11 protein-coding genes are annotated in these 14,186 nt (G+C 59.8%); 1 reads left to right on the top strand and 10 read right to left on the bottom strand.

Annotated elements, in window-relative coordinates; translation table 11 throughout:
- Nucleotides 1–78 precede the first annotated feature (78 nt).
- Nucleotides 79–2,820, bottom strand: coding sequence for a preprotein translocase subunit SecA (gene secA / locus JOE29_RS04445; RefSeq protein WP_003418776.1), 2,742 nt, complete (start codon nucleotides 2,818–2,820; stop codon nucleotides 79–81).
- Nucleotides 2,821–3,125: 305 nt separating this feature from the next.
- Between secA and JOE29_RS04440 the strand changes: the two genes are divergently transcribed.
- On the top strand, nucleotides 3,126–3,581 hold the full coding sequence (locus tag JOE29_RS04440; RefSeq protein ID WP_003313540.1) for a DciA family protein: 456 nt from the start codon (nucleotides 3,126–3,128) through the stop codon (nucleotides 3,579–3,581).
- A gap of 116 nt (nucleotides 3,582–3,697) precedes the next feature.
- Here JOE29_RS04440 and lpxC read toward each other — a convergent pair whose 3' ends face one another.
- The 9 genes from lpxC to murD all read right to left on the bottom strand — a co-directional run bounded on the left by lpxC (nucleotide 3,698) and on the right by murD (nucleotide 14,181).
- Entirely contained in the window at nucleotides 3,698–4,609 is a 912-nt protein-coding gene (lpxC, locus tag JOE29_RS04435) for a UDP-3-O-acyl-N-acetylglucosamine deacetylase (protein WP_003364012.1), read from the bottom strand.
- A 112-nt stretch (nucleotides 4,610–4,721) separates the two neighbouring features.
- On the bottom strand, nucleotides 4,722–5,909 hold the full coding sequence (ftsZ, locus tag JOE29_RS04430; protein WP_002555041.1) for a cell division protein FtsZ: 1,188 nt from the start codon (nucleotides 5,907–5,909) through the stop codon (nucleotides 4,722–4,724).
- Between the two features lie 101 nt (nucleotides 5,910–6,010).
- Complete coding sequence (gene ftsA, locus JOE29_RS04425; protein WP_003424486.1) at nucleotides 6,011–7,267, bottom strand: cell division protein FtsA; 1,257 nt, start codon at nucleotides 7,265–7,267, stop codon at nucleotides 6,011–6,013.
- Between the two features lie 14 nt (nucleotides 7,268–7,281).
- Complete coding sequence (locus tag JOE29_RS04420; protein ID WP_003395370.1) at nucleotides 7,282–8,151, bottom strand: cell division protein FtsQ/DivIB; 870 nt, start codon at nucleotides 8,149–8,151, stop codon at nucleotides 7,282–7,284.
- Nucleotides 8,152–8,154: 3 nt separating this feature from the next.
- Nucleotides 8,155–9,114 (bottom strand): D-alanine--D-alanine ligase, encoded by a 960-nt coding sequence (locus tag JOE29_RS04415; protein WP_003424491.1) that lies wholly within the window; start codon nucleotides 9,112–9,114, stop codon nucleotides 8,155–8,157.
- Entirely contained in the window at nucleotides 9,111–10,571 is a 1,461-nt protein-coding gene (gene murC / locus JOE29_RS04410) for a UDP-N-acetylmuramate--L-alanine ligase (protein WP_003418785.1), read from the bottom strand. The genes JOE29_RS04415 and murC overlap by 4 nt, the downstream gene beginning before the upstream one ends.
- Nucleotides 10,564–11,634 (bottom strand): undecaprenyldiphospho-muramoylpentapeptide beta-N-acetylglucosaminyltransferase, encoded by a 1,071-nt coding sequence (gene murG / locus JOE29_RS04405; RefSeq protein ID WP_044312133.1) that lies wholly within the window; start codon nucleotides 11,632–11,634, stop codon nucleotides 10,564–10,566. Before murG ends, murC begins: the two co-directional genes overlap by 8 nt.
- On the bottom strand, nucleotides 11,624–12,835 hold the full coding sequence (gene ftsW, locus JOE29_RS04400) for a putative lipid II flippase FtsW (RefSeq protein ID WP_162832611.1): 1,212 nt from the start codon (nucleotides 12,833–12,835) through the stop codon (nucleotides 11,624–11,626). The genes murG and ftsW overlap by 11 nt, the downstream gene beginning before the upstream one ends.
- The gene (gene murD / locus JOE29_RS04395; protein WP_137984158.1) at nucleotides 12,835–14,181 is read right to left on the bottom strand and encodes a UDP-N-acetylmuramoyl-L-alanine--D-glutamate ligase; all 1,347 of its coding nucleotides are present in this window, start codon (nucleotides 14,179–14,181) and stop codon (nucleotides 12,835–12,837) included. Before murD ends, ftsW begins: the two co-directional genes overlap by 1 nt.
- Nucleotides 14,182–14,186 lie beyond the last annotated feature (5 nt).

Raw genomic sequence — 14,186 nt, 5'->3', positions numbered from 1 at the left:
CGCATCGGTACGGCGATCAATGAAAAAACGCCGCGACGGGCAAGCCGGTCGCGGCGCAGGTATTACACAGTCAAAGGCTTAGTTGATCTGGCCGTGACAGTGCTTGAATTTCTTCCCCGAACCACACCAGCACAGCTCGTTGCGGCCCAGTTTCTGGTCGTTGCGAACCGGCTCGGATGCAACGGCAACAGGCGCTTCGCCACCCTCTTCATCGAGCAGCGGCTGCTCGATGCCCGGTGCAGGCGCGTGTTCGAACTGCATGCGACTGGCCAGCTCTTCGGCGTCCTGACGCAGGCGTGCTTCTTCTTCCTCTGGATCTTCGCGGCGAACCTGAACATGCGAGAGCACACGGATGGTGTCGCGCTTGATCGAATCCAGCAGTTCCTGGAACAGCGTGAAGGACTCGCGCTTGTATTCCTGCTTCGGGTTCTTCTGAGCGTAGCCGCGCAGGTGGATACCGTGACGCAGGTGGTCCATGGTCGACAGGTGATCTTTCCACAGGTCGTCCAGCACGCGCAGGAGGATCTGCTTCTCGAAGGAGCGCAGAGCTTCGGCGCTGGCCTGGTCTTCCTTCTCGTTGTACGCCACCAGCAACTGCGCCATGATTTTTTCGCGCAGGCTGTCTTCGTGCAGGTTGTCGTCTTCGTCGAGCCACTGCTGGATCGGCATTTGAACCGCGAAGTCGGTATTGAGCGCCGATTCCAGGCCGGCAACATTCCACTGCTCCGGCAGGGACTGTGGCGGAATGTGCTGGATGATCAGGTTGTTGAGCACTTCCTCGCGGAAGTCGGCAATGGTCTCGCCAATGTTCTCGGCGGCCAGCAACGTGTTACGCATGTGATAAATCACTTTACGCTGTTCGTTGGCCACGTCATCGAATTCCAGCAACTGCTTGCGGATGTCGAAGTTGCGACCTTCCACCTTGCGCTGCGCTTTTTCGATGGCGTTGGTCACCATGCGATGCTCGATGGCCTCACCGGACTGCATGCCCAGCGCCTTCATGAAGTTCTTCACCCGGTCAGAGGCAAAGATGCGCATCAGGCTGTCTTCGAGCGACAGGTAGAAACGGCTGGAGCCGGTGTCGCCCTGACGGCCGGCACGACCGCGCAGCTGGTTGTCGATACGGCGCGATTCGTGACGCTCGGAGGCGATGACGTGCAGGCCGCCCGCTTCGATCACCTGCTGATGGCGCTTCTGCCAGTCAGCCTTGATCTGTGCGATCTGCTCGGGAGTCGGGTCTTCCAGGTTGGCAACCTCGACTTCCCAGTTGCCGCCCAGCAGGATGTCGGTACCACGACCGGCCATGTTGGTGGCGATGGTCAACGCACCCGGACGACCGGCCTGCGCAATGATTTCCGCTTCCTTTTCGTGGAACTTGGCGTTCAGAACCTTGTGCTCGATACCTTCCTTGTTGAGCAGACTGGACATGTGCTCGGAGGTTTCGATGGTCGCCGTACCGACCAGCACCGGACGGTTTTCCGCGATGCAGGCCTTGATGTCGGTGACGATGGCGGCGTACTTCTCTTCCGCCGTCAGGTAGACCAGGTCGTTGAAGTCCTTACGCGCCAAAGGCTTGTTCGGCGGGATGACCATGACGGCCAGGTTGTAGATCTGGTGGAATTCGAACGCTTCGGTGTCGGCCGTACCGGTCATGCCGGACAGCTTGTTGTACAGACGGAAGTAGTTCTGGAACGTGGTCGATGCCAGGGTCTGGCTTTCAGCCTGAATGTTCAGACCCTCCTTGGCTTCGATGGCCTGGTGCAGACCTTCGGACAGACGACGGCCCGGCATGGTACGGCCGGTGTGTTCGTCGACCAGCAGCACCTGACCGTCCGAAACGATGTATTCGACGTTGCGATTGAACAGCTTGTGCGCACGCAGACCGGCATAGACGTGAGTCAGCAGGCCCAGGTTATGCGCCGAGTAGAGGCTCTCGCCTTCGGCCAGCAGGCCGACTTCGGTGAGCATTTCCTCGATGAACTGGTGACCGGCTTCGTTCAGCTCGACCTGACGGGTTTTCTCGTCAACGGTGAAATGACCCGGCTTGGTGACTTCGCCTTCCACTTCCTCGATATGCTGCTCGAGCTTGGGGATCAGGCGGTTGATTTCGGTGTACAGCTTGGAACTGTCTTCAGCCTGGCCGGAGATGATCAGCGGCGTACGCGCTTCGTCGATCAGAATCGAGTCGACTTCGTCGATCACGGCAAAATTGAGTTCACGCTGGAACTTGTCGTCCATGCTGAACGCCATGTTGTCGCGCAGGTAATCGAAACCGTATTCGTTGTTGGTGCCGTACGTGATATCGGCAGCGTAGGCGGCGCGCTTCTCTTCTGGCGGCTGGAATGGCGTAACGATGCCTACGGTCAGGCCGAGGAATTCGTACAGCGGACGCATCCAGTTGGCATCGCGGCGTGCGAGGTAGTCGTTCACGGTAACGACGTGAACGCCCTTGCCGGACAATGCGTTGAGGTAGACAGCCAGCGTACCGACCAGGGTTTTACCTTCACCGGTGCGCATTTCCGCGATCTGACCTTCGTGCAGGGTCATGCCGCCGATCAACTGAACGTCGAAGTGGCGCATGCCCATGACGCGCTTGCCCGCTTCACGAGCGACAGCAAAGGCTTCCGGAAGCAATTGATCGAGGGTCTCGCCTTTGGCTATGCGGGCCTTGAACTCTTCGGTCTTGGCGCGCAGTTGCTCGTCCGAAAGGGCCACCATTTGCTCTTCGAAGGCATTGACGATCTGTACCGTCTTGAGCATGCGTTTTACTTCACGCTCGTTCTTGCTTCCAAAAAGTTTTTTCAACAAAGGCGCAAACATATCGACAGGATCTTCCACACATAGGAATGGAGGGCGGCCCCGTGAGTCGCCCGTGCAGCCCAGATGGCCGCATGCGAACGAGCATTCTACCCGGAAACGATGGTGAGGAAAGTGGCGTTATTCCACGATGCTGGCACAGCGCTGTGACGGGGCAGGTTTACAATGGGGCCATTTTCAAGCACTTCAACCCGTTAGCCGGGGAAGTTACTCATTGATTTGCATATGAAAGCACGGAAATGCCCTGAAAAGCAGCCGTCAGAACGCTTTCTGTTAAGATGTTCATCTTGTTACCCAGGCATCCCTCCATGGCCTTTCGTCCTCTGAACGCCCGCCCGCCCGCGGTTTTGCTGCGTGAAGCCAAGCCCCTGAAGGCTATATTTCGCCACGCCGAGCGACTCAGCCACTTGCAGCGCCTGCTCGAAAGCCAGCTGCAGCCTGCGGCCCGCGAGCATTGTCGCGTGGCCTCGTGGCGCGAAGGTACCTTGTTGCTGATCGTGACGGATGGTCATTGGGCCACGCGCCTGCGCTACCAGCAGAAACGCCTGCACCGGCAAATGATGGCCTTCGACGAATTCATCAACCTGACCCGCATTGTGTTCAAGGTGCAGCCGCCTGAAGCGCCACGCGGAGCCGCCACGCACACGATCGACCTGTCGGCAGTGGCTGCCGAAAACATTCAGGCCACCGCTGAAGGCATCACCGATCCGCGCTTGCGTGCCGCACTGGAACGGCTGGCCAGCCATGCGAAGGACAGGAAGTAGCCCTGCCTGATCGCTGCACGCCCTCCGCGAACACTGACTATCCCTGAAAAAGCCCATAAAAAAAGGCCACCCGAGGGCAGCCTTTAAAGAACAAAAGGAAAGAGAGTAAAGCTTGCTTACACCGCCGCGACAGGGCGCATGTAAGAAATAGGTGCCGTACTGGCATCCTCGAAAGTCACCACTTCCCAAGCGTCTTTCTGCTCGATCAACGTGCGCAGCAGACGGTTGTTCAGTGCATGCCCCGATTTGAAACCCCGGAACTCACCAATCAGGCTGTTGCCCAGCAGGTAGAGGTCACCGATGGCGTCGAGGATTTTGTGTTTGACGAATTCGTCCTCGTACCGCAGGCCGTCTTCGTTCAGTACACCGTCCTTGTCGACCACGATGGCGTTTTCCACGCTGCCGCCGAGTGCGAGGTTGTGCTTGCGCAGGTACTCGATATCACTCATGAACCCGAAGGTCCGGGCACGGCTGACTTCCTTCACGAAGGAAGTGCTGGAAAAGTCCACGCTTGCACTCTGGGTGCGGTCACGGAAGACGGGGTGATCGAAATCGATCTCGAAACTGACCTTGAACCCTTCGAAAGGCACGAAAGTAGCGCGTTTACCGCCCTCCTCCACTGTGACTTCACGCAGGATACGGATGAATTTCTTCGGCTCGTCCTGTTCTTCCAGGCCTGCCGATTGAATCAGGAATACGAAAGGGCCTGCGCTGCCGTCCATGATAGGAACTTCGGAGGCAGAGAGCTCGACGTAGGCGTTATCGATGCCAAGGCCAGCCATGGCCGAGAGCAAGTGTTCTACCGTGTCGACTTTGACATCACCATTGACCAGAGTGGTCGACAAAGTGGTGTCACCGACGTTTTCCGCACGCGCAGGAATCTGCACGACGGGATCAAGGTCAGCTCGGCAAAACACAATGCCGGTATTCACAGGTGCGGGCTTGAGGGTCAGGTAAACCTTCTCCCCGGAGTGCAGGCCTACACCTGTGGCACGGATAATATTTTTCAGGGTGCGTTGTTTTATCATGGCATGGGCCGCTTCAGCGCAAGTTGCGAACTGGTATCAACAAAGGCTGGCGATGATAGCAGACCATGCCTTTGCTGAACACCAATCACCCTAATACCCCTGATACATTTCATCAATCGGCCTGACGACGCAGGAAAGCCGGGATGTCCAGGTAATCGAGATCATCGTTAGGGTTCATCTTCGCCGCGGCTGTAGCGCCTGCGTGTGCCTGGTTGCGCATCACGGTAGGACGATCCAGGTCACGGTAGTTGACCGACGGTGCTTCCTGGCGGGACGCCTGCTGTGCAGGAGCCTGCTGGGTAGTCTGCAGCGTGTTGTCGATGACCTTGACAGGTTTCTCGATTTTCGCGCCCAGGCCGGTGGCTACCACAGTCACGTGCAACTCGTCACGCATGTCCGGATCGATAACAGTACCGACCTTGACCATCGCGTGCTCGGAAGCGAACGCTTCGATGATGCTACCCACGTCCGAGTACTCACCCAGAGACAGGTCAGGACCGGCAGTGATGTTGACCAGGATGCCGCGAGCGCCCTGCAGGTTGACGTCTTCGAGCAACGGGTTGCGGATGGCCGCTTCGGTCGCTTCACGTGCACGGTTAGGACCGCTGGCGCAGCCAGTGCCCATCATCGCCATGCCCATTTCGCTCATCACGGTACGCACGTCGGCGAAGTCGACGTTGATCATGCCCGGACGCTTGATGATGTCGGAGATACCGCGAACGGCACCGGCCAGTACATCGTCAGCCTTGGCGAAAGCCGACAGCAAGCTGGCGTCTTTACCGAGGATGGTCAGCAGCTTCTCGTTGGGGATGGTGATCAACGAGTCGACGCTTTCGGACAGCATGCGGATGCCTTCATCGGCGATCTGCATACGCTTGCGACCTTCGAACGGGAACGGACGGGTCACGACTGCGACCGTCAGAATGCCCATTTCCTTGGCCACTTCAGCAATGATCGGTGCTGCACCGGTACCGGTACCGCCGCCCATGCCAGTGGTGATGAAAACCATGTTGGTGCCCTGCAGAACTTCTGCAATGCGCTCACGATCTTCCAGTGCGGCCTGACGACCGACTTCAGGGTTCGCGCCAGCGCCAAGACCCTTGGTCACGCCGGTGCCCAGTTGCAGAATGGTCCGCGCGCCAATGTTTTTCAGCGCTTGAGCATCGGTGTTGGCGCAGATGAATTCCACGCCTTCGATGTTGCTCTTGACCATGTGATTGACAGCGTTGCCGCCACCACCGCCTACGCCGATAACCTTGATAACCGGGCTTTGCGGGACGTTGTCTACGAGTTCGAACATTTTCTCTCTCCTTCCGCTTTCTAGTTAGTTTTGCCTACTGCCTGCCGATACTGCTGGTGAAGCCCTGAATCTGAATCTGTGAAACCGTTAAACGTTGAAACTTAGAAATTTCCCTGCACCCAACGCTTGATACGCTCAAGCACCGGTGCCTTGGTTTCGTCGCTGTAACTGCTGTTGCCGACAATCCCGGACAGCGAAATGCCATCCGATTGTTTTTGCAGCCCGTACATCAACAGGCCTACGCCGGTTGAGTAGATCGGGTTGCGCACGACATCAGCGAGCCCTTTGACGCTGTGCGGTACGCCCAGGCGGACCGGCATGTGGAAGATTTCCTCGGCCAGTTCGACCGCACCTTCCATTTTCGCTGTGCCCCCGGTCAGCACGATGCCGGCCGGGATCAGATCTTCGTAGCCGCTGCGGCGCAGTTCGGCCTGGATCAGGGTGAACAGCTCGTCGTAACGAGGCTCTACCACTTCGGCCAGGGCCTGACGCGACAGCTCGCGAGGTGGACGGTCGCCCACGCTCGGCACTTTGATGGTTTCGCCTGCACCGGCCAGCTTGGCCAGCGCACAGGCATAACGAATCTTGATTTCTTCGGCGTACTGGGTCGGAGTGCGCAACGCCATGGCGATGTCGTTGGTCACCTGGTCGCCCGCAATCGGGATGACCGCCGTGTGGCGAATGGCGCCTTCGGTGAAGATCGCGATGTCGGTGGTGCCGCCACCGATGTCCACCAGGCATACACCCAGTTCTTTCTCGTCATCGGTCAGCACGGAATACGCCGAAGCCAGTTGCTCGAGAATGATGTCGTCGACTTCCAGACCGCAGCGACGTACGCACTTTTCGATGTTCTGCGCCGCGTTCACCGCACAGGTCACCACATGAACCTTGGCTTCCAGACGTACGCCGGACATGCCCAGAGGCTCACGCACGCCTTCCTGGTTATCGATCACGTAATCCTGAGGCAGGGTGTGCAACACACGCTGGTCGGCAGGAATGGCCACCGCCTGAGCAGCATCGAGCACACGCTCCAGGTCCGCAGCGCTGACTTCGCGATCACGAATCGCCACGATGCCGTGCGAGTTCAGGCTGCGAATGTGGCTGCCTGCAACGCCCACGAATGCCGAGTGAATACGGCAGCCGGCCATCAATTGCGCTTCTTCGATTGCGCGCTGGATCGACTGCACGGTCGATTCGATATTCACCACCACGCCCTTCTTCAGGCCGCGGGAGGGATGGGTACCGATACCCACGATTTCCAGCGAGCCATCGGCCGCGACTTCGCCTACCAGTGCCACCACCTTGGAGGTACCGATATCCAGCCCGACGATCATTTTGCCGCTTTGCACATTTGCCATGGTCCTGCCTCTTATCAATTCTTCGCGACGGCGGGTTTTTCCGTCGCCGGCGCTGCCTGTTCGCGCCAACCGACCGCAAGGCCGTTGGAGTAACGCAAGTCGACGCGCGCGATATTCGTTATTTGGTCTTTCAGCGTTTTGTCGTAAATCGCGATGAAGCGGCGCATTTTTTCGACAAGGTGGTCGCGTCCAAGCAACAACTCGATACCCGGGCCAGCACTACCGGCACCTGTGGTCAGGAACCAGCTGCCACGCTCGCGCAGCTCCAGGCGCACGATGGAGAAGCCCAACGGGCGCAACATCTGACTCAACACCTGATACTGCTGCATCACCTGCTGCTGGGCCCGCTGCGGGCCGAACAACTGGGGAAGATGTTCGTAATTGGACAGTTCACGCGGTGTGAAAGCCTGCCCTTGGTTATTCAACAGCGCTTCATCGCCCCAACGGGCAACCGGCAACTGCTCTTCAAGACGAATCACTACCTGATCCGGCCATACACGACGGACCTCGGCGTGCGCGATCCATGGCATCTGCTCAAGCTCGGTGCGCATGGCAGCCAGATCGATCTTGAAAAAGCTCGACGCCACATAAGGCGCAATCCGCTGCTGCACAGCCTGCTGGCTGATGTAACTCAAATCGCCCTGCACGTTGATGCGGGTAATCGGGCGGTCGGCGTACGGCAGCAGACGCTGTGCTGCCTCATAAGTACCGAAGCCCAGAACCACCAACAGCACAGGCCAGAGCAGACGCTTCAGAAAACTGAAGTTGGCCTTGGGCAGGCGCGCCGACAAGGGCTCCTTGGCCACCATACGGCTGGCGCCGCGCGGCACCGGCTTGTTGCGGCCGGGTGCAGGTGGCTGAGGACGTGTCGACGGGCCGTACATGCCTTAACCCCTCGCCTGAACGCTGTCGGCCAGGATCGCCAACACCAGTTGTTGAAAATCCAGACCTGCCGCACGGGCCGCCATAGGCACCAGACTGTGATCGGTCATGCCCGGTACAGTATTGACTTCCAGTAACCAGAACTTGCCTTGTGCGTCCTGCATGACATCCGTGCGCGCCCAGCCTGCAATGCCGATGGCATCGCAAGCACGTGCTGCAAGTTGTTTGAGTTCCTGTTCCTGCGCATCGCCAAGTCCGCACGGAATCCGATACTGAGTATCGGACGCCAGGTACTTGGCATCGTAATCATAAAAACTGTGAGGAGTGCCCAGGCCGATGGGAGGCAACACCTGGCCACGCAGAGACGCGACAGTGAACTCAGGTCCCTGAATCCATTGTTCGACTAATACTTGCGAATCGTAGGTACTGGCGGCTTTCCATGCGGCGATCAATTCATCGACGCTGTTCACCTTTGCCATACCGATACTTGAACCTTCATGGGCCGGTTTGACGATCAAAGGCAAGCCCAGTTCCGTCGCGGCGCAAATACAATCACTCTCGTTTTCAAGAACGGCATGCAGCGGTGTGGCGAGGCCGAGACTCTGCCAGACCTGCTTGGTGCGCAACTTGTCCATCGCCAGTGCAGAAGCCAGTACGCCACTGCCGGTATAAGGGATTTCCAGGCATTCCAGCAGGCCTTGCATGGTGCCGTCTTCACCACCACGTCCGTGCAGAACGATAAAGGCACGGTCGATTTTCTCGCTGACCAGTCGCTGCAGGAAATCATCGCCCACATCAATGCCGAACGCATCCACGCCTGCCTCGAGCAACGCGCTGAGCACGGCGTTACCCGAGTTCAGCGAGACTGCCCGCTCGGCACTCTTGCCACCGAAGAGCACGGCGACACGGCCGAAGCTTTTCGGCTCAAGTGTCGAGCGCAGGGAAGACTGGGCGACGGCTGTCATTTCAGCTTCCCTTCGGTGGAGGCCACTTTGGCACCGGCGAACAGCGGGCTCTTGAGCAGTTGCGGTGCCAGACCGGCAATGTCGCCAGCGCCCTGACACAGCAGAATGTCGCCCGCGCGCAGCAACGGTTTGACCAGCGGCGCCAGCTCGACACCGCGCTCGATGTAGATCGGGTCCAGTTGGCCGCGCTGACGAATGCTGTGGCACAGGTTACGACTGTCCGCACCGGGAACCGGCTCTTCACCGGCCGGGTAGACTTCCATCAGCAACAGTACGTTGGCGTCCGCCAGAACCTGCACGAAGTCATCGTACAGATCGCGTGTGCGGCTAAACCGGTGCGGCTGGTAAACCATGACCAGACGACGATCAGGCCAGCCACCACGCACCGCACTGATCACAGCTGCCACTTCACGCGGGTGGTGACCGTAGTCATCGACCAGCATCACGTTGCCGCCATCGACCGGCAGCTCGCCGTAGACCTGGAAGCGCCGACCAACGCCCTGGAAGCCGGAAAGCCCCTGAACGATGGCCTCGTCGCTGACGCCCTCATCGGTAGCAATGGCGATGGTCGCCAGCGAGTTGAGTACGTTGTGATTGCCGGGCATGTTCACCGACACATCCAGCGGCTCGCGGTCGCGGCGCAGTACGGTGAAGAAGGTCAGCATGCCGTCCTGACGCACATTGATTGCACGTATATCGGCGGACTCGCTGAAGCCATAGGTCAGCGTCGGGCGCTTGACCAGCGGCAGAATTTCACGCACCACCGGATCGTCGATGCACATTACCGCCAGCCCGTAGAAAGGCAGGTTGTGCAGGAACTCGACAAAGGTCTTCTTCAGTTTGTTGAAGTCGCCTTCGTAGGTCGCCATGTGATCGGCGTCGATATTGGTGACCACTGCGACCAGAGGTTGCAGGTGCAGGAAGCTGGCGTCGCTTTCATCGGCTTCGGCGATCAGGTAGCGGCTGGTGCCCAACTGAGCATTGGTGCCCGCTGCATTCAGACGGCCGCCAATCACGAAGGTCGGGTCCAGGCCGCCGGCAGCGAATACCGAAGCGATCAGGCTGGTGGTGGTGGTCTTGCCATGCGTACCGGCAACGGCAATGCCGTGGCGATAACGCATCAGCTCGGCGAGCATCTCGGCACGCGGTACAACCGGGATGCGGCGCTCCAGCGCAGTGGCCACTTCCGGGTTGGAGGTGTTGACGGCACTGGACACTACCAGCACGTCGGCACCGATGGTGTTCTCGGCACGATGGCCAATGAAAATCTGTGCGCCAAACGATTCCAGGCGTTCGGTCACGGCCGAACCCTTCAGGTCGGAGCCCGAGACTTCGTAGCCCAGGTTCAGCAGCACCTCGGCAATCCCGCACATGCCGACACCGCCGATACCGACGAAGTGGATACGACGGATACGGCGCATTTCAGGTTGTGGCATGGCACGTTGATTCTCAACCATGGGCCACCTCCACACAGATGTTGACGACGGTGCTGGTTGCATCAGGCCTGGCCAGGCTGCGTGCAGTACGGGCCATGCTGTTCAATTGTTCGGGTTGCATCAAAACCTCTTTCAGGCGTGCTGCCATCTCGGCGGCGCCAGTTGTCGCTTGCGGCATGACGAAGGCTGCGCCTTCGCGAGCCAGATAGTCAGCGTTACGTGACTGATGGTCATCAATCGCGTGGGGCAGCGGTATCAGCAACGACGGCAGGCCGGCGGCGGCCAGTTCGCTGATGGTCAATGCACCTGCGCGGCAGACCACCAGATCGGCCCAGCCATAGGCTTGGGCCATGTTCTGGATGAACGGCGCAACCTGCGCCTCGACGCCCGCGTTGCGATAGCGCTCGGCGGTAACTGCGTCATGATTCTTGCCCGACTGATGAAAGACTTCGGGCTGGATGTCCTGAGGCAGCTGGGACAGCGCCTCGGGCAACAATTTGTTCAACGGCTCTGCGCCCAGGCTGCCACCCAGTACCAGCAGACGAGCCTTGCGTCCGGCCAGTGCCTGACGCGGTGTTTCCAGAAACAGCTCGACACGCACCGGGTTGCCGGTGGTGCGACGCTTGGACGACTCCGCAAAGGTGTTCGGGAACGCTTCGCACACCCGGCTGGCGAACGACGCCAGACTGCGGTTGGCGGTACCGGCCACGGCGTTCTGCTCGTGAATGATCAACGGTACGCCTGCCAGCTTCGCCGCCAGGCCGCCGGGGCCGGTGACGTAGCCACCAAAGCCGACCACGCAGACCGGTTTCACCTGACGTACGACCTTGCGTGCCTGCATCAGGGCCTTGAGCAACATGAAAGGCGCTTTGAGCAGCGACAAGCGGCCCTTGCCACGCAGACCGGTGACGTTGATCAGGTGCAGCGTCAGACCGGCCTGCGGTACCAGTTCGTTTTCGATACCGCGCGGCGTGCCCAGCCAATGGACCTTGTAGCCGCGTGCCTGGAACTCGCGCGCGCAGGCCAGCGCCGGGAATACATGCCCGCCGGTCCCGCCCGCCATGATCAGCACGTTAGCGTCCATTGGGCGTGTCCTCGGCGAAGTCGCTTTCCTTGAACTCGGCTTCTTCACTGCCCATGTTGTTGCGCGATTCCCACTCGATGCGCAGCAGCAGCCCGAGGCTCGCGCAGCAGATCACCAGCGAGCTGCCGCCGTAGCTGAGGAACGGCAGGGTCAGGCCCTTGGTGGGCAGCAGACCGACGTTCACACCGATGTTGATCAGGAACTGACCGATCCACAGGAACGACAGACCGTAGGCCACGTAGGCACCGAAGAACTGCTTGGCGCGCTCGGCCCACATGCCGATGTACATGCCGCGAATACTGACGAACAGGAACAACGCGACGGTGATCAGCGAACCCACGACGCCCAGCTCTTCTGCAAGGACCGAGAACACGAAGTCGGTGTGCGCTTCCGGCAGGTAGAACTGCTTCTGCACGCTGTTGCCCAGCCCGACGCCGAACCACTCGCCGCGACCGAAGGCGATCAGCGCCTGGGTCAATTGGTAGCCGGAGCCGAACTGGTCAGCCCACGGGTCAGTAAAGTTGGTCAGACGCGCCATCCGGTAAGGTTGGGCCTGAACCAGCACCACAACAGAGGCAACCGCCAGTACCACCATCAGCGAGAAGCGGAACAGGCCGACACCACCGAGGAACAACATGGCCGCCGCGGCGCCCATCATTACCACGGTCGCACCGAAGTCAGGCTCCATGAGCAGCAGACCGGCCATCGGCAACAGCACAATGAACGGCTTGAAGAAGCCCATCCAGCTTTCGCGAACTTCCTGCTGCTGACGAATCAGGTAGCCGGCAAGGAAGATCACCACAAACACCTTGGCGATTTCCGACGGCTGCACGTTGAACGCGCCGAAGCCGATCCAGCGCATCGAACCGTTCACCTCGCGCCCGATCCCCGGCACCAGCACCAGCAGCAACAGACCGAACGCGCCGAGCAGCATCATCCAGCCCAGACGCTGCCAGGTGGCGACCGGGATCATCATGGTCACGCCGCAGGCACCCAGGCCGATCAGCAGATAAACCAGGTGACGGGTCATCATGTACAGCGTGTTGCCCGACTGCACTGCGGCCACTTCCGACGAGGCAGAGGTAATCATCACCAGGCCAAGGCCAAGCAGCGCCAGGCAGCCGACCAGCATCGGGAAGTCCAGGTCGATGCCGCGCCCGCTGATCAGTGGCGATGGATAAGGCTTGATCACACCGAAGATCATGACAAGCACTCCACTGCCTGCGCGAACACACGTCCGCGCTCTTCATAATTCTTGAACATGTCCAGACTGGCGCATGCAGGAGAAAGCAATACGGCGTCGCCACGCAGAGCCAGTTTTGCGCTGTGCTCGACAGCCGCCTGGACGGTGTCGACACGCACCAGCGGAACGGCGTCGCCCAATGCCTGGGCAATCAGTTCGGCATCACGTCCGAGCAAGACCGCCGCGCGGCAATGCTTGGCGACTGGCGCACGCAAGCCGCTGAAGTCAGCGCCTTTGCCATCGCCGCCGGCGATCAGCACCAGCTTGCCGTCAATATCCGAGCCCAGCCCTTCGATGGCCGCCAGTGCGGCGCCCACGTTGGTGGCTTTGGAATCGTTGTAGTAATGAACGCCATCGTGCTCGCGCAGCCACTGGCAGCGATGCTCAAGGCCGGTGAATTCACGCAGGCTGGCGAGCATGGCGTCGAACGGCAGGCCGACTGCATGCCCAAGCGCCAAGGCGGCGAGCGCGTTGGCCTGATTGTGTGCACCGCGCACTTTCAGCTCACGCACCGGCATTAGGTTTTCAAACTGGAACGCCAGGTACTTTTCGCCGCTCTCTTCACGCAGGCCGAAACCATGGAAGTCGGGCTTGTTGAGGCCGAATGTCCAGCACGGCAGGCCTTCACCAATCAGCGGACGGGACAGCGCATCCTGACGATTGACCACCACTTGCCGCGCGCCACGGAAAATCCGGTGCTTGGCCAGGTGGTAAGCAGGCAGACCGTTGTAGCGGTCCATGTGGTCTTCGCTGATATTCAGCACGGTCGCCACTTCAGCATTGAGCTGGTCGGTGGTTTCGAGCTGAAAGCTGGAAAGCTCCATCACGTAAAGCTCGACATCGTCGCTGAGCAGGTCCAGCGCCGGAGTGCCGAGATTGCCGCCCACCGCCACACGCTTTCCAGCGGCAGCGGCCATCTCACCGACCAGTGTGGTCACGGTGCTTTTCGCATTCGAGCCGGTAATGGCAATCACCGGCGCCTTCGCGTAACGCGCGAACAGTTCGATGTCGCCCGACAGTTTGACGCCACGTGCGTGAGCCTGCTGCAGGGCCGGGGTTGCAAGGGCCAGACCGGGGCTGACATACAGCTCATCGGCACGGCAGAGGAAATCCACGTCCAGCTCGCCACAACGCACTTCCACCTGCGGATAGTCGCGACGCAAGGTCGCCAGCTCAGGAGGATTCTCCCGCGTGTCGGCCACGGCAAAGGACACGCCCTGGTTCGCCAGGAAGCGAACCAGGGACATGCCGCTTTTGCCTAGACCCACGACAATGCGGAAGCGGTCGGAAACGATCAGGGACACTCGTT

This window comes from Pseudomonas sp. PvP009 (assembly GCF_017832995.1).
Classification (GTDB): Bacteria; Pseudomonadota; Gammaproteobacteria; order Pseudomonadales; family Pseudomonadaceae; genus Aquipseudomonas; species Aquipseudomonas syringae.
The sequence above is the reverse complement of the archived record's forward strand: the minus strand, read 5'-3'. Positions and strand labels throughout refer to the sequence as shown.

Coding starts and splice junctions, on each gene's coding strand:
- secA (WP_003418776.1), bottom strand. CDS start 2,820: ATGTTTGCGCCTTTGTTGAAAAAACTTTTTGGAAGCAAGAACGAGCGT.
- JOE29_RS04440 (WP_003313540.1), top strand. CDS start 3,126: ATGGCCTTTCGTCCTCTGAACGCCCGCCCGCCCGCGGTTTTGCTGCGT.
- lpxC (WP_003364012.1), bottom strand. CDS start 4,609: ATGATAAAACAACGCACCCTGAAAAATATTATCCGTGCCACAGGTGTA.
- ftsZ (WP_002555041.1), bottom strand. CDS start 5,909: ATGTTCGAACTCGTAGACAACGTCCCGCAAAGCCCGGTTATCAAGGTT.
- ftsA (WP_003424486.1), bottom strand. CDS start 7,267: ATGGCAAATGTGCAAAGCGGCAAAATGATCGTCGGGCTGGATATCGGT.
- JOE29_RS04420 (WP_003395370.1), bottom strand. CDS start 8,151: ATGTACGGCCCGTCGACACGTCCTCAGCCACCTGCACCCGGCCGCAAC.
- JOE29_RS04415 (WP_003424491.1), bottom strand. CDS start 9,114: ATGACAGCCGTCGCCCAGTCTTCCCTGCGCTCGACACTTGAGCCGAAA.
- murC (WP_003418785.1), bottom strand. CDS start 10,571: ATGGTTGAGAATCAACGTGCCATGCCACAACCTGAAATGCGCCGTATC.
- murG (WP_044312133.1), bottom strand. CDS start 11,634: ATGGACGCTAACGTGCTGATCATGGCGGGCGGGACCGGCGGGCATGTA.